Annotated in this window: 18 protein-coding genes; 2 read left to right on the plus strand and 16 right to left on the minus strand. The window is 72.4% G+C overall.

All coding sequences use genetic code 11. The annotated features are described in order from the left end of the window. Nucleotides 1-104: 104 nt before the first annotated feature. From AC5P1B_RS03665 to AC5P1B_RS03680, 4 genes are all read right to left on the minus strand, one after another. Nucleotides 105-1,277 carry a glycoside hydrolase family 6 protein gene (locus tag AC5P1B_RS03665; RefSeq protein WP_493884699.1) on the minus strand — a complete coding sequence of 391 codons (1,173 nt, stop codon included), beginning with the start codon at nucleotides 1,275-1,277 and terminating at the stop codon, nucleotides 105-107. A 605-nt stretch (nucleotides 1,278-1,882) separates the two neighbouring features. Next, nucleotides 1,883-2,542 carry a class F sortase gene (locus AC5P1B_RS03670; protein WP_493884700.1) on the minus strand — a complete coding sequence of 220 codons (660 nt, stop codon included), beginning with the start codon at nucleotides 2,540-2,542 and terminating at the stop codon, nucleotides 1,883-1,885. Nucleotides 2,543-2,563: 21 nt separating this feature from the next. After that, entirely contained in the window at nucleotides 2,564-3,223 is a 660-nt protein-coding gene (locus tag AC5P1B_RS03675; RefSeq protein WP_493884701.1) for a hypothetical protein, read from the minus strand. Between the two features lie 233 nt (nucleotides 3,224-3,456). Beyond that, nucleotides 3,457-3,789, minus strand: coding sequence for a hypothetical protein (locus AC5P1B_RS03680; protein WP_493884702.1), 333 nt, complete (start codon nucleotides 3,787-3,789; stop codon nucleotides 3,457-3,459). Nucleotides 3,790-4,131: 342 nt separating this feature from the next. On the opposite strand from AC5P1B_RS03680, the gene AC5P1B_RS03685 reads away from it, so the two are divergent. Then, complete coding sequence (locus tag AC5P1B_RS03685; protein ID WP_493884848.1) at nucleotides 4,132-4,872, plus strand: HAD-IIA family hydrolase; 741 nt, start codon at nucleotides 4,132-4,134, stop codon at nucleotides 4,870-4,872. A 154-nt stretch (nucleotides 4,873-5,026) separates the two neighbouring features. Here the strand turns inward: AC5P1B_RS03685 and AC5P1B_RS03690 are convergent, their stop codons facing one another. The 9 genes from AC5P1B_RS03690 to AC5P1B_RS03730 form a co-directional block, all read right to left on the minus strand. Beyond that, entirely contained in the window at nucleotides 5,027-6,109 is a 1,083-nt protein-coding gene (locus AC5P1B_RS03690) for a 2-aminoethylphosphonate ABC transporter substrate-binding protein (protein WP_493884703.1), read from the minus strand. A 107-nt stretch (nucleotides 6,110-6,216) separates the two neighbouring features. After that, a complete protein-coding gene (locus AC5P1B_RS03695; RefSeq protein WP_493884704.1) occupies nucleotides 6,217-7,014 on the minus strand; it encodes an ABC transporter permease in 798 nt (265 codons plus the stop codon). Next, nucleotides 7,001-7,993: a 2-aminoethylphosphonate ABC transporter permease subunit gene (locus tag AC5P1B_RS03700; RefSeq protein WP_493884705.1), complete on the minus strand. Its 993-nt coding sequence runs from the start codon at nucleotides 7,991-7,993 to the stop codon at nucleotides 7,001-7,003. Before AC5P1B_RS03700 ends, AC5P1B_RS03695 begins: the two co-directional genes overlap by 14 nt. Beyond that, on the minus strand, nucleotides 7,986-9,173 hold the full coding sequence (locus AC5P1B_RS03705) for an ABC transporter ATP-binding protein (RefSeq protein ID WP_493884706.1): 1,188 nt from the start codon (nucleotides 9,171-9,173) through the stop codon (nucleotides 7,986-7,988). Before AC5P1B_RS03705 ends, AC5P1B_RS03700 begins: the two co-directional genes overlap by 8 nt. Beyond that, on the minus strand, nucleotides 9,170-9,928 hold the full coding sequence (locus tag AC5P1B_RS03710) for a phosphonatase-like hydrolase (protein ID WP_493884707.1): 759 nt from the start codon (nucleotides 9,926-9,928) through the stop codon (nucleotides 9,170-9,172). Before AC5P1B_RS03710 ends, AC5P1B_RS03705 begins: the two co-directional genes overlap by 4 nt. 56 nt (nucleotides 9,929-9,984) lie before the next feature. Beyond that, nucleotides 9,985-11,106 carry a TIGR03364 family FAD-dependent oxidoreductase gene (locus AC5P1B_RS03715; protein ID WP_493884708.1) on the minus strand — a complete coding sequence of 374 codons (1,122 nt, stop codon included), beginning with the start codon at nucleotides 11,104-11,106 and terminating at the stop codon, nucleotides 9,985-9,987. 247 nt (nucleotides 11,107-11,353) lie between these two features. Further along, nucleotides 11,354-12,121, minus strand: coding sequence for a GntR family transcriptional regulator (locus AC5P1B_RS03720; protein WP_493884709.1), 768 nt, complete (start codon nucleotides 12,119-12,121; stop codon nucleotides 11,354-11,356). A 207-nt stretch (nucleotides 12,122-12,328) separates the two neighbouring features. Continuing rightward, nucleotides 12,329-13,480 (minus strand): hypothetical protein, encoded by a 1,152-nt coding sequence (locus AC5P1B_RS03725; RefSeq protein ID WP_493884710.1) that lies wholly within the window; start codon nucleotides 13,478-13,480, stop codon nucleotides 12,329-12,331. Between the two features lie 173 nt (nucleotides 13,481-13,653). Beyond that, nucleotides 13,654-15,048: an ROK family transcriptional regulator gene (locus AC5P1B_RS03730; protein WP_493884711.1), complete on the minus strand. Its 1,395-nt coding sequence runs from the start codon at nucleotides 15,046-15,048 to the stop codon at nucleotides 13,654-13,656. 48 nt (nucleotides 15,049-15,096) lie between these two features. On the opposite strand from AC5P1B_RS03730, the gene AC5P1B_RS03735 reads away from it, so the two are divergent. After that, nucleotides 15,097-16,239 carry a Gfo/Idh/MocA family oxidoreductase gene (locus tag AC5P1B_RS03735; RefSeq protein ID WP_493884712.1) on the plus strand — a complete coding sequence of 381 codons (1,143 nt, stop codon included), beginning with the start codon at nucleotides 15,097-15,099 and terminating at the stop codon, nucleotides 16,237-16,239. Between the two features lie 92 nt (nucleotides 16,240-16,331). Here the strand turns inward: AC5P1B_RS03735 and AC5P1B_RS03740 are convergent, their stop codons facing one another. The 3 genes from AC5P1B_RS03740 to AC5P1B_RS03750 all read right to left on the minus strand — a co-directional run bounded on the left by AC5P1B_RS03740 (nucleotide 16,332) and on the right by AC5P1B_RS03750 (nucleotide 20,123). Next, on the minus strand, nucleotides 16,332-17,126 hold the full coding sequence (locus AC5P1B_RS03740) for an SDR family NAD(P)-dependent oxidoreductase (RefSeq protein WP_493884713.1): 795 nt from the start codon (nucleotides 17,124-17,126) through the stop codon (nucleotides 16,332-16,334). Between the two features lie 95 nt (nucleotides 17,127-17,221). Next, complete coding sequence (locus AC5P1B_RS03745) at nucleotides 17,222-19,039, minus strand: choice-of-anchor A family protein (protein WP_493884714.1); 1,818 nt, start codon at nucleotides 19,037-19,039, stop codon at nucleotides 17,222-17,224. Between the two features lie 226 nt (nucleotides 19,040-19,265). Next, entirely contained in the window at nucleotides 19,266-20,123 is an 858-nt protein-coding gene (locus AC5P1B_RS03750) for a fumarylacetoacetate hydrolase family protein (protein ID WP_493884715.1), read from the minus strand. Nucleotides 20,124-20,269: the final 146 nt, after the last annotated feature.

A 20,269-nucleotide genomic window follows, 5' to 3' on the forward strand; every position in this document is an offset into this window, starting at 1 on the left:
GACGACGCGACGCCAACCGGGACCGGCCCTGTGGGGGCAGCCATGACGCGTACCGCGGTGGCGTCAGCCGGGACCGGGGACCCGAGCCGACGACGGCACGCGTCTCACTTCGCGTTGCGTGCCAACTCCAGGGCGTATTTCGGCCACCACTTGCCGGCCTTGGGGCCGCCCTTGCACGGGCCGTCCGACTCACCCGGCCGCTTGACCCACAGATACGCGTCGACCAGTTTCTCGTCGGTGTCCGTCGTGGGTGGCTCGCCGAGCGCGCGGCCCTTCGGGTTGCACCACGCCTGCGGGTCCTCCTTGCCGGGCGCGGGCCCTCTGCCGTTGCGGCTGGTGTCGATCACGAAGGGCTTGCCGCCGACCATCGCCGACAGCTTCTTGCCGTATTTCCTGTTCTCCGCCGTTGTCTGGTAGTTGGACGTGTTCAGCGCGAAGCCGTCGGCCAAGTCGATTCCCGCCCGCCGCAGCGACCCGGCCATCCGGCTCGGGTCGGTGATCCAGTGCGGGTTGCCCGCGTCGAGATACACCTTCACGCGCGGGCGCGCCTTGAGCTTGCCGACCGCCTCGGTGAGCAGCGCGTACCGCTCCTCGTGGAACCGCCGCGGGGTGCAGCCGTCCTCCACATGGGGCAGCGCGTCCGGCTCAAGGATGACGGTGGCGGGGCGGTCCCCGATGCCCTTGAGCACCTTGTTCAGCCAGGCCCGGTAGGCGTCGCCGTCGGCCGCGCCGCCCTTGGAGTACTGGCCGCAGTCACGATGCGGGATGTTGTAGAGCACGAGCAGCGCGTCCCGCTTCGCGTTCACGGCGGCGTGGGTGAAGCCACGCGCCTGGCGCTTCGCGCCCTCGGCGCCGATCCACTCGGCGACCGGCTGGGCGGCGATCTTCTCGATCAGCTTGGCGTCCTTGACCCGCCCGTCCTCGCGGTACGCGGCGGCCTGCTTGGCCGCACCGCCGTCCGGGTTGACCCAGTACGGCACGACGGACTCCGGCCGCTGGCCGGGCGGCGCCGCACGCTTGCCGGGGTCCTTGCCACCGCCGTCCTTGCCACCGCCGTCCTTGCCGACGTCCTTACTGACGGCCCTGCTGACGTCTTTTCCGCCGTCCTTACTGACGTCCTCGCTGACGGCCCTGCCGACGTCGCTACCGCCGTCCTTGCCGCTGTCGTCGGCGGAGCCGGAGGAGCCGAAGCACCCCGAGAGCAAGCACAGCGCTCCCGCCGCCGCCAAGGACACGCGGACGAACGCTCGCTGACGGCCGGTATGACTGCCGTACATCCGCTCCCCCTTGGGTGTCTGTCGCGGGGTCTCACGGACACTCCACAGGATAAAACTGATTAAATCAATCCATACACACCTTTTCGGGCGCACAGGTGTCTGTCGGCAACCTGTACCCCGGCTTCGCCGCGCTACGGTTTCGCGACTTGGCGTCATCTCGCCCTATGTCCCGCTGGTTCACGGTTCTAGAGTCAGCAGACGACCCCAGTCCCCGGTCGTGGCAGCCTCCCGCAGCGCCGGGCCTCTCCCGCAGCCCTGGCGCCCGCGGTCGAGGCCGGCCCGGCCGGTGTTCCGGGGGGAGCGGCGTACCGGCCGGGCCCGGTTGCCGCCAGGCCCCCGCGTACCCCCGCGTACCGAACACAGCGCCCACCGAAGTGTGCGCCACTCCTGCGTGCCGCGCTGGAACCGGCGCGGACCGCCACCGCCGCACTCTGATGCGGCGTCAGCGACTACGCCCTACGCGCCGCATGGACCACTACCGGAGGGACCGGCGCACGGACGACGACGCTTCGGCGGACCCACCACGGCGATCCGTGCCTCGGCGTGCGGGCGGAACCATGACAGGGGTGCGGCGCCGCGGGCCGCGGGCGGCGTGCTGCCCGGGGTCAGCCGTGCCGCACGCCGGTCAGGTAGGCGGAGACGACGACGTTCGCGGTGTAGGAGCGGCTGGCCCGGTCATACCTTCCGCCGCAGGTGATCAGCCGCAGCTCCGCGCGGCCCTCGGTGCGCGGCCCGTAGACCCGCTTCGCGTCGAACTTGTCGCGAGCGACGACCTTCACGTCCTCCACGGTGAACTCGGCGACCGAGCCGTCGGACCGGGTGACCCGCACCCGCTCCCCCGGCTTCACGCTGCTGAGCCCGTAGAAGACGGCGGGTTCGGTCTTCGTGTCGACATGGCCGACGAGGACCGCCGCGCCCGCCGCGCCCGGCTGCGGGCCCCCTCGGTACCAGGCGACGTCCCCCGCCTCGCTGTACGGCGGGGGGTCCACCGCCCCGGTCTCGTCCAGCCCCCTGCCGACGACCTTGGCCCGTACGTCGGCCGACGCGATGTCCACGAGCTCAGGGCCGGAGGGGACCAGCGGTGCGTGGGGCGGGGGCAGCGAGGGCGTGTCGGGGCGGCCGACGGCGGCGACATCACCGGTCGTCGGGGCCGCCAGCACGCCGTCACCCGCCTGCCGTCCCCACAGCCACAGCGCTACGAGCAGCACTGCCCAGGCGAGTCCGATGAGGAGTCTCGTACCGTTGGAAGAACCCGCCTTCGTCATCTGCCGTCGCTCCCGTGCCGCTCAGCCGGCCGACCGGTCGGCTGGGTGCCTGCGCCGGTACAGGGCGAGCGCGGCGAGCGTCAGCGCGGTGCCGCCCGCGAGGGACAGCCCGTACGCCTCGGCGACGCCCACCTCACCCGAGGCTGTGTTCTTCTCGGCCTCCTCGGCCCTCTCCGCCCGCTCGGCCTTCTCCTCGGCGAGCTCCTTGGCGGCGGTGCCACCGCCCCCGGCCCGGACGGGCGCCATGGGAGGCACCTCCTCCGTGGCGGGCTTCTTCTTGCCGTCGTGCTGCTGCGCGTCGCCCTTCTGCCCCACCCCGCCGACGTGGATCTGCGCCTCGGCGACCTTGTCCCTGTCATCACAGCGCACCGTGACGTCGTACGTGCCGCCTGCGGCCGCTGAGCGGACCATCACTTCGGCGTAGAGGCCGCCGCCGTCGGCGCCGGCGCCGGGTGCCAGCCGGGCGTCCACGACGAACGCCTTCGACACGGCTTCGCCCGTCCGCCCCTCGCAGCCCCAGGCCCGCAGTTCGACCTCGTCGCCTGGCTGCGCGTGGGCCGGGCTGATGAAGAGCGTGCCGGGTGGCAAGGGGTTGTCGGCGGCGGATGCAGAGGCCGGTGCGGTGACGGCCGCACTCGTCGCGGCCAGTGCCGCACACAGGGTGAGGGTTGCAGAGCGCATAGTGAACCTCCTGTGTTCTCAGGGTTCGGTCCACTTACCCGGCCCGCATCCGCTGCGGGCCCGCGTTACTCCGTTCGGTGGCCGATCGGAGTGCCCGGACCCGCCCGGCCCGTCCCCGACGCGGTCCACGAGGTCGGCGGTCGGGTCCCCGCCCCAGGAGGCCGGAACGGGTGCCGGTCGACCTTCTTCGGTGCGCGCGAGGCCAGTGAGGACCAGCAAGGTAAGTGCCGTGCTCAGCGTGTCTTCAGGCCCCGGTCCCGGAGTTCGTCCCCGCACTCCTCCGGCACCGCTACGATCTTGAGGTCGGCTGTGCCCCGATGCCGAGGCGTCGCGGAGGGGTTGAGCGCTTCCTGCCGCTCACGTCTGGCCTTGGCGCGGTTTCGTTCGATCTCGTCGGCGATCTCCTGGCAGTCGACGGCGTACGTGCCCGTCACCACCGGCGTGGGCTCCTCGGCGGGGGAGTCCGACGTGTCCGTGGGGGACCCGCCGTTGAGGGCGGAGGTGGCGGCGATGCCGGCCAGGCACAGCCCCGACCACACGGCGATGATCCGCCAGCGGGCGCTCACCTTCCCGCCGTCCCGGCGGCGGGGCCGACGCAGGCGAGCACGGTGGAGGTGAGTAACGCGGAACGCCCGACCTTCATCGAAAGTCCTCTCTCGCAGGGGCCGGTGCGGCCCCTGCGCTGTGCCAGGTCTGCTTCCCCTGGGCCTGGTGGTCCGGGTGCCGTGCGCAGCCCGTTGCCGTGGCGGGTGCACCGCCAGGTCCTCGGTGAATGGGGACCGGCTTTCGTCGCTGGCTAGGCTGGGGGCGTCGCGGCACACAGTCGTCCCGGCGCCCCAGCAAGCCCTTGCGTACAGGAGACCGGCAACATGGCAGAGCGTAAGCCCATCGAATCGTGGCTCACCGACATGGACGGGGTGCTGATGCACGAAGGCGTTCCGGTCCCTGGGGCGGATGCCTTCATCACCAAGCTGCGTGAGTCGGGCCGCCCGTTTCTGGTTCTCACGAACAACTCGATCTACACCGCGCGGGACCTTCACGCCCGGCTGAACCGCATCGGTCTCGACGTGCCCGTGGAGAACATCTGGACCTCGGCCCTGGCCACCGCCCAGTTCCTGGACGACCAGCACCCTGGCGGCAGTGCCTACGTGATCGGTGAGGCCGGCCTGACAACGGCTCTGCATGAGGCGGGCTACGTGATGACTGACGTGGAGCCCGATTTCGTGATCCTGGGGGAGACCCGCACGTACTCGTTCGAGGCCCTGACCAAGGCCATTCGCCTGATCAACAACGGCGCCCGGTTCATCGCCACCAACCCGGACAGCACCGGGCCGTCGCCGGAGGGCGCGCTGCCTGCCACTGGATCGGTAGCCGCGCTGATCACCAAGGCCACCGGCAAGGAGCCTTACTTCGTCGGAAAGCCCAACCCGCTGATGATGCGCACCGGCCTGAACGCGATCGGTGCGCACTCCGAGAGCAGCGCCATGATCGGCGACCGGATGGATACCGATGTCCTGGCGGGTCTGGAGGCGGGCATGGAGACCTTCCTCGTCCTGACCGGGCTCACGGGCAAGGACGACATCGCGCGCTACCCGTACCGGCCGACCCACGTCGTGGACTCGATCGCGGACCTGGTCGACCTCGTCTGACCGTCGCTGGCTCTGGCTCTGGCTGCGCGGGCGGACTGCCACGCGGCCGGAGCCAGCCAGCTCTTCAAGCCCCAGAGCCCCAAAGGCCCATGGGATCGGCGCTTCCGAAGGCCAGGCCCAAGACGAGCCCTGGTCCACGGGGAGAGCCCTGCCGTCAGTTGCCCGTCGCGGACTTCCAGGCGTCGATGTACTCCTCGTAGTTCTCGTCGATGTCCTTCCAGTCCGGCCTGAAGACCTCGACGCCCTTCATGATCCTGGTGAGGGCAGCGGCGTTCGCGTCCGTCGCCTTGATGTCGCCGCGCGCCGAGAAGCCGCCGCCGACCTCGCTGACCTGCTTCTGCGCGGTCTCGCTGAGCAGGTAGTCGAGGAACTTCTTCGCGTTGGCGGTGTGCGGCGCCTTGTTGACCAGGCCGGCCGCGTACGGCAGCGCGAACGTGGTCGGCTTGCCGCCCTCCTTCGCCGGGAACCAGATGCCGAGGTTGGGCATGGACTTGGACTGCGCGAAGTTCATTTGGACGTCGCCGTTGGCGGCGTGGATCTCGCCCTTGTCGACCTTCGGGGCGAGCTTGCTCGTCGAGCTGGACGGGCCGACGTTGTTGGACTGGAGCTTCTTCAGGTAGGCCATCGCCGGGTCCTTGCCGCCGAAGTCGTGCATCGCCTTGATGACGACGGCCGTGCCGTCGCCCGCGACACCCGGGGTGGAGTACTGGATCTTGTTCTTGAACCTTTCGTCCAGCAGGTCCTCCCAGGCCTCCGGGGCCTGCTTCAGCTCCTTCTTGTTGTAGACGAAGCCGAAGTAGTTGTTCACCACGGACGTCCACCTGCCGTCCGCGTCCTTGTCGCCCGCGGCGACCTTCTCCGCGCCCTGCGGCGTGTACTCCTGGAGGAGGCCCTTGCCGTCGGCCTGTTGGATGAACGGCGGCAGCGTGATCAGCACGTCGGCCTGGGTGTTGGACTTCTCCCTGACAGCGCGCTGGACCATCTCGCCCGAGCCGCCCTCGACGTACTTGACCTTGATGCCGGTCTTCTTCTCGAAGTCCTTGAAGACCGTGTCGTACCAGCCGTCGCCGCCTTCCCCCTTGAGTCCGTCGGCGCTGTAGACGGTGACGACCTTGGCGTTCTTGTCGGCGGTCGTACCGCACGCCGTCAGCGATCCGGCGAGGGCGAGGAGGCCGCTGACGGCGGCGACCGGCTTGAGGTACGTGGAGTAGCTGCGCATGACGTGTCGTATCTCCATGACGGGGAGGGGCGGGGTAAGGCGCGTGGGACCGAGAGGCAGACGTGGGGATGTAGGGGATGTAGGGGATGTAGGGAGGCCGGTGGCAGGGAGGTGAGGGGCCGGGGTCAGCGGTAACCGGCTTTCGTACGGATACGGGAGACCGCGAGCAGCGCCAGCAGCGTCGTGCCCATGAGGACCACGGCGAGGGCAGAGCCGGTGAACAGCGAGCCCCGGTCGGTGGCCGTGAAGATCCGCACCGGCAGCGGCATCCAGTCGGGCGGGTAGAGCATCATCGTGGCGCTCAGCTCGCCCATGGACAGCGCGAAGCACAGCCCGGCGGCGGCGTTGAGGCTCGGCAGCAGCAACGGCAGCCTCACCCGCCACAGCACCAGCCGGGGGCGGGCTCCGAGGCTGGCCGCGGCCTGCTCGTACGCCGGGTCCAGGCGGCTGACCGCTGCCGAGACCGACTGGTAGGCGAACGCCGTCACCAGCACCCCGTGCGCCAGGATCACGATCCAGCGGGTGCCGTTGAGCAGCATCGGCGGCTTGCTGAAGGCGACCAGTACGGCGAGGCCGACGACCACCGACGGGACGGCCACCGGCAGCATGAACAGCGCGTCGAGCACGCGGCGGCCGCCCTCGCGCAAGCCGGAAGCGGCCAGCGCCGCCCAGGTGCCGACGGTCAGCGCCAGCACGCTCGCGGTGAGCGCCGTGACCAGGCTCGTGGTCAGCGCCTCCAGCGACTCGCCGCGTACGGCCGCGCTGTAGTGCCCGGTGGTGGGGCCGGACGGGAACGTACCGCTCCAGTGGGTCGCGAACGACGCGCCCACGATGACCAGCAGGGGCAATGCGAACAGCGGCAAGAAGAGGACGAAGAAGACGGCCCAGGTCGCCCAGCGGCCGGTTCGGCTATGCACCAGCACGGCTGGCCTCCTTCGCGGGGCCCGCACGCCCGGTGCGGGCCACCAGGACCCGGTACAGCCCGAACAGGCCGACCGAGAGGGCGATGTTGACGACAGCGACGACGCAGGCGGCCGGGTAGTCCGACTCCAGGATCGTCTCGCTGTAGACGAGCATCGGCAGTGTGGTGACACCCTTGGCGCCGGTGAACAGGACGATGCCGAACTCGTTCAGGCACATCACCAGGACCAGGCTGCCGCCCGCCGCGAGTGCGGGCAGCGCCTCGGGCAGGATCACCTGTCGGATGATCCGCGCCGGTCGCGCGCCGAGCGACGAGGCCACCTCCAGCTGGGCGGTGTCCAGCTGCGAGAACGCGGCGAGCAGCGGGCGCGTCACGAACGGCGTGAAGTAGGTGATCTCGGCGAGCAGCACGCCCCAGGGCGTGGTGAGGAAGTCGAACGGGCCGCTCGCCGCGCCGGTCGCGTTCGTCCATACGCCGTTGGCCATGCCGACCGTGCCGTAGACGAACAGCAGAGCGAGCGTGATGAGGAAGGACGGGAAGGACAGGAAGACGTCGATGAACTTGGCGACCGCCCGCCCGCCGGGGAACGGCACGAACGCGATGACCAGCGCGAGGACGAAGCCGAGTACGAGGCACCCGGCGGTGGCGGCGACGGCGATCCACACGGTGGTCCACAGCGCCTCGCGGAACGCCTCCGAGGCGAACACCTCGCGGTAGGGCGCGAGCGAGGTGCCGCCCTCGTCCGGGGTGAAGGACTGCTCGATGACGAGCCACAGCGGATAGAGGAAGACCAGACCGAGCACGGCGACCGGTGGCAGCGCCCACAACCAGCGGGCCACCGTCCGTCCGCGCGGGGGCTGTCCCCCGGGAGCCGCGGTCCCCCCTCCGGCCCGCCGCGCCCCTGCCCCCGTGTCCTGGCCGCCGCCCGCCGCCCCCGGCGCCGCCTGCCCGGGGCGTGGGGCGGGGCTCGCGCTAGCCATGCGCGCCACCGCCCCCCGCGCTCGCGCGACCGGCGCCGACGGGCACCGTGCCGCGTACGGTGGCGGCACCGGGCCCCGGCCGCGCCGTCTCCCCCGCGCCCGCCGGGAGCAGCACCGCGTCCCGCGCGGCGAAGCGCAGCGCCACCCGGTCGCCCAGCTGGGGCGTCTCGCGCAGCTCGCGCACATCGGCCGTGACCCGGTGCCCGTCGACGTCGACGGACAGCCGGTGCGTGGAGCCGCGCCACTGCACCTCGGTGACGGTGCCGCGCAGCGTGTTCTCGCCCGCGCCCTCGCCCTCGCCCTCGCCGAGCCAGACCAGGTGCGGCCGTACGCACAGCGTCGCCCCGGCACCCGGCGCCGCGTCCCCGGTGGCCGCCGTGAGGTCCGTACCGCCGAACCTGACGCCGCCCTCCCGCACCGTGACCGGCAGCAGGTTCGCGTCGCCGACGAAGGACGCCGTGAACTCCGTACGCGGCCGCCGGTAGAGGTCCTGCGGGGTCCCGCAGTCCTGGAGGCGCGCCTTGTCCATCACGGCGATGCGGTCCGCCAGGGTCAGCGCCTCGACCTGGTCGTGTGTGACGTACAGGATCGACACCTCGGGCAACTCCCGGTGCAGCCGCGCCAGTTCGGCGAGCATCCCGGAGCGCAGCTGGGCGTCGAGCGCGGACAGCGGCTCGTCGAGCAGCAGCACTCCGGGCCGGATGGCCAGCGCCCGCGCGATGGCGACGCGCTGCTGCTGGCCGCCGGACAGCTCCCTGGGGTAGCGCTTGGCGTACGCGGCCATGCCGGTCATCTCCAGCGCCTCGGCGACCCGCCCGGCGATCTCACCGCGTGGCACGCGCTGCGCCTTCAGACCGAAGGCCACGTTCTGCTCGACCCGCATGTGCGGGAACAGCGCGTACTGCTGGACGACCATCCCGATGCCCCGCCGGTGCGGCGGCACCCCGGTCACGTCGCGGCCGCCGATGAACACCCGGCCCGAGACGGGCTGGACGAACCCGGCGACGGCCCGCAGCGCGGTGGTCTTGCCGGACCCCGACGGCCCGAGCAGGGCCATCACCTCACCGGGCCCGACGGTCAGGTCGAGCGAGTCCAGCGCGGTGGTCTCGGCCTTCTTCCCGTACGCCACCGAGACCCGCTCGAAGCGGATGCCGCCGGCAGGCGCCCTCCCCCCGCTCACGGCGCGGTCCCCGGAGTGCCGTCGCCGCGCTCGTACGCGGCGATGAGGGCGGGCAGTCCGGCGACCGAGCCGAGCACGTGGGTGGCGCCCGCCTCGGTCAGCTGACGCGCGTCGTGCGCGCCGGTGAGCACCCCGGCGACGAGGCTCGCGCCGGAGCGGCGGCCGGAGAGCATGTCGTAGGCGGTGTCGCCCGCGACCGCGATCTGCTGGACGCTCTCGGCGGCGTGGGTACGCAGGAGGGCGCTGAGCACCATGTCCGGATACGGGCGGCCACGGCCGCCCGCGTCGGCGGGGCACAGCGTGAGCGCCACGAGGTCCTGCCAGCCGAGCGCCGCGAGGATCGCGTCCTGTGTGGGCCGGGCGAACCCGGTACTCAGAACGACCGTGCGGCCCTGCGCCGTCAGCTCCTCGATGGCCGCGCGGGCACCGGGGACGGGGGCGCACCGTCCGCCGTCGACGAGTTGGCCGTACGCCGCCTCGAACGCCTCGTTCGCGCGCCGCGCGTCGCCTTCCGCACCGAACAGGTGCCGGAAGACGGAGATCTTCGACTCGCCCATGGTGGCGCGCACGTAGGCGAGCTTTTCGGCGTGGTCGGCGCTGCCCGGTTCGACGCCGAGGTGCTGGGCGGCGGCGCTGAACGCCTGCTCGACCAGGCCGCCGTCGGTGACGGTGGTGCCCGCCATGTCCAGCACGACGAGCTTGATGCTGCGGGGCGCGGGAGCGGAGCCGGGAGTCCGGGGTGTCGCGGGGGTCATGGCTGTCGCGGGTGGCGATGGCGTGGGTGGCGTGGGTGGCGTGGGTGTCATGGGTGTCACCAGCCCAGTTCGTTCGCTGTGGTTTCGGCGATGGCCGGGGAACAGGTCATGCCGCGCCCGCCGGGCCCGGTGACCAGCCACACGCCGTCGGCGACCCGCTCCCGGTGGACGACGCGCGTGGTGTCCACGCACTGCGCGTACACCCCGGCCCAGCGGCGGCGGGCGGGCGGCACGGGTCGGCCCAGGAGGCGCTCGACGACGCCCGTCAGATGCTCGTACGGGTCCTCGACCACGTCGAAGGAGAACGGCGCTTCGTACTCGTGGGTGTCGCCGATGGTCAGCCCGCCGTCCGCGCGCTGCACCATCAGCAGCTGCGTCCTGTGTTCGGCGGCGACCGGCGGCTGCCGCTGGGCGGCGGCCAGCGCGGTGAGCGCGGCGCCGCCGTACGCCGGGTAGTAGCGGAAGCTGTCGGCGTCGGCGACCGAGGTGGTCAGCTCCTCGCCGAGCGGAGCCGTCTGCATCATCTGGAGCCTGACCCGGCGCACCGGCAGGCCCGGCGCCAGCTCACGGACCAGGCCGCCCAGCCAGGCGCCGGTGCACAGCACGACGGCGTCGCCGGTGTGCGTGTCGCCGTGGTCGTCGCGCACCGCGCCGGTGCCGACGACATCGCGGACCTCGCGGCCGCCGAGGAAGGTGTAGCGGCCGGAGGCCAGCAGCGCGTTCTTCAAGGCCCGCTGCGCGACGCGGGGTTCGACGGCGCCGTCACGCTCGCACCACAGGGCGCCGAGGAGTTCGCCGCGCAACGCCGGATTGACGGCCCGCGCCTCTTCGGGGCCGAGGAGCTTGTAGCCACGCGCGGCGGCGTCGGGCAGGCCGAGCGCCGCCTCGGCGACGGCCAGCTCCGCCTCGTTGGTGACGACCGTGAGCGAGCCGTTGGGGCGGAACCCCAGCCCGGGCACGCGCGCGCCGATGCCCTCCCACAGCTCGCGGGCACGCAGCGCGGTCTCCAGTTCCTCGCCACCGGCCCGGCCGCTGACCCAGACCAGACCGAAGTTGCGGACGGAGGCTCCACGGGCCTCGGCTTCGCGCTCGATGTGTACGACCTCGTGGCCGCGTTCCACTGCGTGCCAGGCGTGCATGGTTCCCACTACGCCGGCTCCGACGACTATGACTCGCATGGCCCTGACGGTCCTGGTGCCGGGTGGCGCGGGCGCATCCGTACGGCGGCGCCGTGGTGAACAGGCCCCGAAACGTGGCCTAGACCCGTTATCTGCCCGTGATCATATGTGGGTGCGTTTGGTTGGCTTACGACCCCCGTTGTCGCTTTTTCGCAGCGCGACCGGGGTGCGTTCGAGCTGCTGCGGTGGCGGGGTGGTCGGCGACCAGCACTCGCGGGGCGGAACGGACTGCTCCGCCGGTCTGGACCTACTTCGCGCCGCCCTTCAGGTGGGTGGTGAAGCTGAACCGGTCGCCACGGAACAGCGACCGCACCCGCTCCAGCGGCCGCTCGCGCGTATCCCGCGAGACCCGGTGGATGAGCAGCATCGGCAGGGCGGGCGGCGTACCGATCAGCAGCGCCTCGCGCGGCGTCGCCAGCACGGTCTCCAGGCGCTCGTCCGCGTCACCGAAGCCGATACCGCACCGCTCGTGGAGATACGCGTAGAAGGACGAGTCCGGTGTGAAGTCCGTGTCGAGCTGAGGCACCCGCGCCACCTCGACATAGGTGCTCTCCAGCCCGACCCGCTCGTCATCGGCGAGCAGCACGCGCTCCATGTGCCAGACCGGAACGTCCCGTTCGAGGCCGAGCTCCGTGGCGAGGCCCGGTGGACACGGGAAGCGGTCAAGGCTGATGAGCGCACGGCCGGGGCGACGCCCCTGCCGCCGCACACCCTCGGTGTAACTGGCCAGCGACAGCGGCTGCTCCAGCTTGGGCCCGGCGACCACCGTGCCGCGCCCCATCCGCCGAAGCCGTCCCTCAAGCAGCAGTTCGCGCAGCGCCTGTCGCAGGGTCTCCCGCGAGACCTCGAACCGCACCGCCAGATCCCGCTCCGTCGGCAGCAGCTCCCCCTCCCCCAACTCCTCTATCAGGGCGGACACGCGCGTCTTCACGGCGTAGTACTTGGGGACGCGCCCATGCTCGGGCACGCCCGCTCTGACCGGTGCGCCAGGTGCCTGGTCGTTCGGGTAGTCCACGCCGTGATCCTCGCATCACCCAGCGGCACGGGAGCAACGAGCCGCTGGCCAACGGGCTGCGGCGGGCGGGCACGGGTATCGCGTGGCGGATGGCTGGTTTTCCGTGGGCGTCCGGGGTGACGGTGACTGCGGCGGGGGCGGGAGCGCTACGGCGGCGGGGTGGCCCATGGCCGGGGGCAGGGCCGGGGCAGGGCGGCGTCCCGGCGGTCAGCCGCCCCGGCGGACCAGGCGCCGTGCGCCCACCACCAATGCCCCGCCGCCGATGAGCAGTACGGCGGAGAGGGCGCCCAGCCACCACAGGGTGCCCGAGCCGGTCTCGGCGAGCTGCGCGGGGCCGTGGGAACGCCCACTGCCGTGGTCGCTCCCGGCCCCCGCGCCGTCCTCACCGCCGTCCCCACCGTCACCGCCACCACCGCCATCACCGCCACCGCCATCACCGCTGGCACGGCCGTGATCGCCGTCGGCGGCCCGGGCGTCTCCCTCGGTCTCCTTGCCTTCGCTCTCGGCGCGGTCGCCGCCGTCCCGCGTCGGGCGGGGCTTGATCGTGAACGCGTACGCGCCCGACTGGCCTACCCAGTTCCCGTCGTCCAGCTGCCGCTGCACCGTGGTCACGGCCGCGTTCGCCGGGCCGCTGGGGGCGTCGGCGGTGAACCGCGCCCGCATCGTCACGGTGACCTTCTTGTGCGCGGGCACCGCGAAGCCCTTGAACCCACCGGCGAAGACGCCGACGTTCTCGTCCCGGTCGGTCGTCTCGAAGCGCACCGGCCGCCAGCGCCGCTCGTACGGGTCGCGGAACTCAAGCCGCACATGCCGTGGGCGCAGCTCGTGTGCCCGGTCGGTGATCACGGCGACGGGGTGGATGTCGTCGCAGGTGACGCGGGTGGAGTTCCGCAGTTCGAGCCGCCAGGTCCGCCAGCCGCCACCGCTCTCGTACGCGGCGGGCCCACCACGCAACCGCGCACCGAGGGGAAAGCCGGTGTCACCCGGATCGCCGCACGCGGGAGCACGCGCCGGGAGACGGGCCGCACCGGGCTGGTGTCCGCCGTACCGGGCCGACTCGACAGGCTGCCCGGCCGCGTGCGTGACGGCGTCATGCGCGACGGCGTCGGCGACCATCCGGGGGGTGACCTGACCAGCCGCCTGAGCAGGCGCGCCGGAAGCCAGCAGCGCCGCCACCACACTGGCGACACCGACGGCACGGGTGGTGCGTGCGGTAGCGGTGGCGCGTACGGCACGGGCGGCGCGTACGGCATGCGGGGGGCGTACGGCAGGCAGCGGCCGGGGCGGGCCAGAAGGGCGGGCGGCGGCGGGAGAAGCCGGGGCGGGACGAGTACGGTGCGGAGCGCTGGGCGGACGCATAGGTGGCCTTTGCTGCTGGGCTATCCCTCGGTCCCAGCAACATGCCATGCCGCACCGGCCGTCCCGCGCGGCACGGCCGGTCCTCTGCGGCACCTCGCCGAAATCCCACCCGATCGGCCTATTTTCTGGTGATCATCTCGCCTACGGGCCTACGGGCCTACGGGCCTACGGGCCTACCGGCCGAAGAACGGCGCGAGCACCAGATGCGCCGCCCCCTCGACGACGATCCGCTCGCCCCGGTCAACGACGGCGACGGGGATCACTTCGCCACCGCCCCGCACCACCGCCGCTGCCAGCGCCCCGGCGACTCCGCGCTCGAACACGCCTGGCCCGGCCAGTACGGACTGGCCGCCGAGCAGCACCCGGTCGATGTCAAGCAGCCGCACGAGGTTGGCCGCGCCCACGCCCAGCAGCCGCGCCGCGCCGCCGCCGTCCCCCTCGGCCACGGCCGCCAGGCACAGCGCCTCCAGACAGCCCCGGTCCCCGCAGGCGCAGCGTGGCCCGTCGAGCTGGACCACCTGGTGCCCGAACTCACCGGCTCCGGTCCGCACCCCCCGGCGCACCCCGCCATCCAGCACCAGTCCGGCGCCCAGGCCGGTTCCCAGATGCAGATACGCGAAGGACTCGGTGGCGGGGGCGCACACCGCGAGGCGGAGGGCGGCGCAGTTGGTGTCCTTGTCGAGGAGGACGGGGAGGCCGAGGCGTTCGGCTAGCGCGTCGCGCAGCGGAAAGCCGTCCCATCCGGGGTAGCCGGTGACGCGATGCAACACCCCGCTGCCGTGGTCGAGCGGCCCTGGGCAGGCGAGGCCGACCCCGAGCAGCACCCGCCCCTGACCCCGCCCCCGTGCCGGGCTTCCGGACCGGCCCGGTGGCCGGCCCCTCCCCTCATGCGCCGACTCAGACCCCGCACCATCCGGCACACACTCGCCCAGCGCCTGGCCCCCCGACGCCCCGTCAGGCCGCGACTGACGCGTCAACGAGCGGTCGCCCGACGGCGACTGACCACCCGGCACCTGGCCACGCAGCGCCGTCACCGCGGCGACCGCAGGCCCGAGGAGTGCGTCCACGTCCCCGCCGAAGTCGCACGGCGCGGAACGCTCGGCGACCACCCCTCCGGTGAGGTCGGTGAGCACGGCCGTCAGGCCGTCGCGGTCCAGGTGCAGCCCGATCGCGTATCCCGCGTCGGGCACCAGCCGGAGCACCGTACGCGGCTTGCCGCCGGTGGAGGCGCGTCGGCCCGCCTCGGCCGCCAGGCCATCGCCCCGCAGCCGCGCGGTGATCTTGCTGACGGCCTGCGGGGTGAGGCCGGTCCGCTCAGCCAGCTCAAGGCGGCTCACCCCGGCCGCGCCCGCGTCGCGCAACAGCCCGAGGACGAGCGCGGCATTATGGCCGCGCAGTACGTCGAGGTTGGCGCCGCGAGGCCCGGCGGCACCGCCGCCTCCGCCTCCGGCGCTTCCCACGCCACCCCCGGCGTCTCCCGGCCCTGCCCCGGCCCGCGCGTACGAACCTGAGCCGCCCCTTCCGTACGGACCGGCCGACCCGTTGTTCTCACTTCTCACACTCGCCATTGTGCGCCCTGCTTGCACTTTCGCAACAGCATTGCCAAAGTGGCTCCCATGGATGGAACCACCGGCAATCTCCCTCCTCGTCCGCCCGTGACGCGCAGTGGCCCCCTTCGCGTCGGCCTCATCGGTTACGGCCTCGCAGGCTCGGTCTTCCACGCCCCGCTGATCACCGCGACCGAGGGGCTGACCCTCGACACGGTCGTCACCTCGCGCCCCGAGCGGCAGCAGGAGGCCCGCGACGCCTACCCGGGCGTGCGCACGGTCAGCACCGCGGACGAACTCCTCGACCGCGCGAGCGAGCTGGACCTGGTCGTCATCGCCTCTCCCAACCGCACCCATGTGCCACTCGCCCGTACCGCCATCGAGGCCGGGCTCGCCACCGTCGTCGACAAGCCGCTCGCGGCGACCGCCTCCGAGGCGCGGGAGCTGGTCGCGCTCGCCGGAACCCGGGAGGTGCTGCTGAGCGCGTTCCAGAACCGCCGCTGGGACAACGACTTCCTTACTCTCTGCGACCTCGTCGGCGCGGGCGCGCTCGGCGACGTGCAGCGCTTCGAGTCCCGCTTCGAGCGCTGGCGCCCCCGCCCCAAGGGCGGCTGGCGGGAGTCCGGCGACCCGGCGGACATCGGCGGGCTGTTGTACGACCTCGGCAGCCACCTCGTCGACCAGGCCCTCACCCTCTTCGGGCCGGTCGGCTCCGTCTACGCCGAATCCGATGTGCGCCGCCCCGGCGCCGAGGCGGACGACGACACGTTCCTCGCCCTGAGCCACACCAACGGCGTCCGCTCCCACCTGTGGATGAGCGCGACCACCGCCCAGCTCGGCCCCCGCTTCCGCGTCCTTGGCAGCACAGCGGGCTATGTGAAGTACGGGCTCGACCCGCAGGAGGCGGCGCTGCGCGAAGGCCGCCGCCCCGGCGACGACGGCGACGGTGACGGCGCCGGATGGGGCGTCGAACCCGAGTCGGCATGGGGACGGCTCGGCTCCGGAGAGTCCCCGCTGTCCGGTGGCGGCGAGGCGATCCCCACGGTGCCCGGCGACTACCCCGCGTACTACTCGGCCATCGCGGACGCGCTCCGCACCGGCGGCCAGCCGCCCGTCACCGGCCCGCAGGCCGCCGCCGCGCTCGATGTGCTGGAGGCCGCGCGCCGCTCGGCCGCCGAGTCCCGCACGGTCCAGGTCGAACCCGCGCCCTGAGCGCGGCGGGGGCGAGCGAGGGAGAAGCCGGGGTTCGAGCGAACGGGGCAGCCGGAGGAGGCAGCGAGCCAGGCGGGCAGCGGACGGGACGCTTACGGAAGGATGGAGTCCACGTAGCCTCCATCCACCCGGAGCGCTCCGCCGGTGGTCGCAGACGCCTGGTCCGAGCTGAGATAGACGACCATGTTCGCGATCTCTTCCGGTTCGATCAGGCGTTGCAGCAGCGACTGCGGCCGGTGTTGCCGCATGAAGACGCGCTGCGCCTCGTCCCAGGGCAGGTCCGTGTCGACCAACTGGTAGACGAAGTCCTCGACCCCGCCTGTGTGCGTCGGCCCGGCGACGACGGAGTTGACGGTGACGCCACTCCCCGCGGCCTCCTTGGCGAACCCCCTGCTCACCGCCAGCAGCGCGGTCTTCGACATGCCGTAGTGGATCATCTCGGCGGGAACGACCACCGCCGAGTCACTGGCGATGTACTGGACGCGGCCCCAGCCCCGCTCGGCCATGCCCGGCAGATGCGCACGGGTCAGCCTGACGGCCGACAGGACGTTGACCTCGAAGTAGCGCCGCCACTCCGCGTCGCTGATCTCCAGGGCGGGCCGGGAGCCGAAAATCCCCAGGTTGTTGATGAGGATGTCCACGTCGGGCAGCGCCTCGACGGCGCGCGCGGCCCCCTCCTCCGTCGTGACGTCGGCCGCCACGGAGACGAACTCCGCGCCAGGGGCGTCCTTGCTCAGCCGCCCCACGGCCTCATCGACGCGCCCGGCGTTCCGCCCGTTCACCCCCACCCGGGCACCGGCACGCGCCAGCCCCAGCGCGATGGCCGACCCGATGCCCTGGGTCGATCCGGTGACCAGCGCGTTCCGCCCCGCCAGGTTCAACCGCATCAGCACGCTCCTCGCCGCGTCATGCCGCGCACGCGCCCCTCACGGGTGCGGCGCTCCTCGTGCTCACGGTGCCCCCTCCCCCGCGGCTCTGGCGGCTAACTCCGGCCCCGCGTGCGGAACATCACCATCAGGGCGAGCCCGACGCCGGCCGCCGTCAGAGCGGCACCGGCGACGGCCAGCCCAGCCATCGGTGTTCCGGAGTCGGCCAGCGCACCACCGGTAGCGGGAGGCCCTCCGGCTCCCGGTCGGCTGTCCGCACTCGATGAGGAAGAGGTCGGCTCCTGCGTGGCCGAGTCCGACGGAGACGGCTCATCGGACTCGTCCCTGGACTCGGGCACGGATGGGGACGGCGCGGGGGAAGAGTCCTCCGACGCGGAGGAAGAGGGGGAGGCGCCCGCCGACGTGGACTTCGGCTTTGACGCAGAGGGGGACGGGGATCGCGGCGCACCCTCGCGCTCCGGCCCAGCGGCCGGCTTCCCCGACTTCGATGTGGGCCGTGACGCTGAGGGAGCTGGCTTCTTTGCTGCGGGCTTCGCCTTCGCGGGTGCGGGAGAAGGCTTCTTCGAGGCGGATGCCGACTCCGGGTGGGACACCGACGCCGACCCGCTATCCGCGCCCCCGTCCGCGTCCGCGTCCGTACCCACCTTCGTACCCGCGGCCGCGTCCATATCCGTATCCGCATCCATGTCCGTATCCGTATCCGAGGGAGAAGGGGTCGGCGTCGACGTCGAGAACGGTGTCGTCGCCTGCGAGGCGGACGTGTCCGCGCACTCAGGAAGGGCGCCGTGGAAGGCGTAGGCGTGGGATTCCCGGTGGTCGCCCCCGCTCTTCCGTGCGGCGGGGCGGGGGGCGGCGTGGTGGAGCGAACCGGAGGTGAACAACCGGTCGTTCATTTCCGGGAGGGTCACCGTGGTCGTACTGACCGGGTTGCCGACCAGCACCGTGCCGTGGAGTCGGCCGCTGCCCGCCAGCGACACGGTGGCGGCTTCGGGGATGTTCCACAGCAGACGCTCGCGCAAGCCGCGTGGCAGCGCGCCGGTACGGGGGCTGATGACGCGTCTGTCGCCGGTGACGTTGACGACTACGGTGGCGTCGGCCGGGACGCGCCGGAAGGTGAGGCCCTGCTGGCCGTCGCTGGGGCTGGTCAGGTCGAAGTCGACGTGGAAGACCTGGATCGCCGAGGTGCCGTCACCGGTGAAGACCGTCGCGTCGCCCCGGTTGACGGCGGTGCCGGTGGGCTTACGGGGCACGCCGTTCTCGTACGCGTAGCAGCGGCTCGCCTCGGTGAGCCCGGGCCGCAGCCCGCGGTAGGCGTCGGCCGCCCCGGGCTCGGATACGGCGGTCGGCCTGACGGTGCCGGACAGCCTGCCGCCATGCCGCACCGCTCCGGCGGCGCTGCCCTCCTTGGTGAGCAGCCGCTGGCCTGGCGCGATGGTCACCTTGCCGCCGGTGGTGAGGGGCCCCGTCTCGCCGGTCTGCGGCCGGGAGCCGGCTTCGGGGACGCGCACGGTGTAGAACGGGGCGACGCCAGAGCGCTTGTCCATGTCGAAGCCGCCGAGGACGACGGCCTTGCCCACCGCCCCGGCTGCCGCCTCCCGCACCCGGAAGTCGCCGCCGACGAAGAGATGGATACCTCTGTCCCACCCGGCGGCCGCTCCGTCGCCGACCTCTCGGTGCCCGTCACCGGCCGCCGGTTGCCCGCTGTTGACCGCTGGGAGCCGGTCCGGACAGCCGCCCGGGGCGCCGCAGCGCTCCGGTCCGCCGGGCAACGGCTCGGCGGAGCCGGAGGCGGCGAACACCCCGACAAGGAGTGCGGCTCCCAAGGACGTGGCGGTCGCCGCGCCCCAGCGCAGCCGCCGGTCGTGGAGCACGGTCTGCGACGGCTCAGCCGACTGAGCGGATACCTCGTACATATGTGGAAATATGTGGGCACATCGCTATAGACCGGCGCGGACACGCCCGCACCTCACACCAATGCGTACGACCGGTCCCCCGATGGACTCACCCTGCCCGCCCCACCGGCACCAGCTGAACCTGGAGCCGCACCCGACCAACATCGAAACCAAAGCCGAAGCCCATGCCGAAGCGCAAGAGGCACCGACACGCACGCGCGGGAGCCGCGCCGGAGGCGATACGTCGTCAGGCGGGCGCCAGGCGCTGGCGCTGGCGGCCGAGTCCGTCCACCTCAAGCTCCACGACGTCGCCCGCGCGCAGATACGGCTTGGGTTCGGGCTGGCCCATCGCGACGCCCGCCGGGGTGCCGGTGTTGATGACGTCACCGGGGTACAGCGTCATGAACTGGCTGATGTACCTGACCACCTCGGCCACCGGGAAGATCTGCTCGGCGGTGGTGCCGTCCTGGCGCAGCTGACCGTTCACCCACAGCCGCAGGCCCAGCGCCTGCGGGTCGGGCACCTCATCCGCCGTCACCAGCCATGGGCCCAGCGGGTTGAACGTCTCGCAGTTCTTGCCCTTGTCCCACTGTCCGCCGCGCTCGATCTGGAACGCGCGCTCGGAGACGTCGTGGGCGACCGCGTATCCGGCGACGGAGGCGAGCGCCGCCTCGTCCGACTCCAGGTAGCGGGCCGTACGTCCGATGACGACGGCCAGCTCCACTTCCCAGTCGGTCTTCACGCTGCCGCGCGGCACGAGCACCGTGTCGTCGGGGCCGACGACCGTGTCCGGCGCCTTCATGAAGAGGATGGGCTCGGCTGGAATGGCGGCACCGGTCTCGGCGGCATGGTCGTGGTAGTTCAGCCCGACGCACACCACCTTCCCTATCCGAGTGACCGGCGGGCCGACCCGCAGGCCCGTCGCGTCGATGGCGGCCAGCTCGCCGGACGCGGCAGCGGCCCGTATCCGGGCGAGCGCCGCCTCGTCGGCGAGCAGCGCGCCGTCGATGTCGGTCACCAGGCCGGACAGATCGCGCAGCGTCCCGCCCTCGTCGAGCACCGCCGGGCGTTCCGCCCCAGGGGTTCCGACACGCAGCAGCTTCATCCGTACAACTCCCGTGGTCGAAGGTCGGTCCAGGCATGGCGCGCCAACGTCGGTCGCGCCGCCGTGGACTGGCCGATGAGGGACGGTCATCGACGCCGGTCATCAGGGGCGCCCGCAGCGCCCCGAGTTGGTTGATCGTCCAAGAA

It is taken from the genome of Streptomyces sp. A01, assembly GCF_059026195.1.

Coding starts and splice junctions, on each gene's coding strand:
- AC5P1B_RS03665 (WP_493884699.1), bottom strand. CDS start 1,277: ATGTACGGCAGTCATACCGGCCGTCAGCGAGCGTTCGTCCGCGTGTCC.
- AC5P1B_RS03670 (WP_493884700.1), bottom strand. CDS start 2,542: ATGACGAAGGCGGGTTCTTCCAACGGTACGAGACTCCTCATCGGACTC.
- AC5P1B_RS03675 (WP_493884701.1), bottom strand. CDS start 3,223: ATGCGCTCTGCAACCCTCACCCTGTGTGCGGCACTGGCCGCGACGAGT.
- AC5P1B_RS03685 (WP_493884848.1), top strand. CDS start 4,132: ATGGACGGGGTGCTGATGCACGAAGGCGTTCCGGTCCCTGGGGCGGAT.
- AC5P1B_RS03690 (WP_493884703.1), bottom strand. CDS start 6,109: ATGGAGATACGACACGTCATGCGCAGCTACTCCACGTACCTCAAGCCG.
- AC5P1B_RS03700 (WP_493884705.1), bottom strand. CDS start 7,993: ATGGCTAGCGCGAGCCCCGCCCCACGCCCCGGGCAGGCGGCGCCGGGG.
- AC5P1B_RS03710 (WP_493884707.1), bottom strand. CDS start 9,928: ATGACCCCCGCGACACCCCGGACTCCCGGCTCCGCTCCCGCGCCCCGC.
- AC5P1B_RS03715 (WP_493884708.1), bottom strand. CDS start 11,106: ATGCGAGTCATAGTCGTCGGAGCCGGCGTAGTGGGAACCATGCACGCC.
- AC5P1B_RS03725 (WP_493884710.1), bottom strand. CDS start 13,480: ATGCGTCCGCCCAGCGCTCCGCACCGTACTCGTCCCGCCCCGGCTTCT.
- AC5P1B_RS03730 (WP_493884711.1), bottom strand. CDS start 15,048: ATGGCGAGTGTGAGAAGTGAGAACAACGGGTCGGCCGGTCCGTACGGA.
- AC5P1B_RS03735 (WP_493884712.1), top strand. CDS start 15,097: ATGGATGGAACCACCGGCAATCTCCCTCCTCGTCCGCCCGTGACGCGC.
- AC5P1B_RS03740 (WP_493884713.1), bottom strand. CDS start 17,126: ATGCGGTTGAACCTGGCGGGGCGGAACGCGCTGGTCACCGGATCGACC.
- AC5P1B_RS03745 (WP_493884714.1), bottom strand. CDS start 19,039: ATGTACGAGGTATCCGCTCAGTCGGCTGAGCCGTCGCAGACCGTGCTC.
- AC5P1B_RS03750 (WP_493884715.1), bottom strand. CDS start 20,123: ATGAAGCTGCTGCGTGTCGGAACCCCTGGGGCGGAACGCCCGGCGGTG.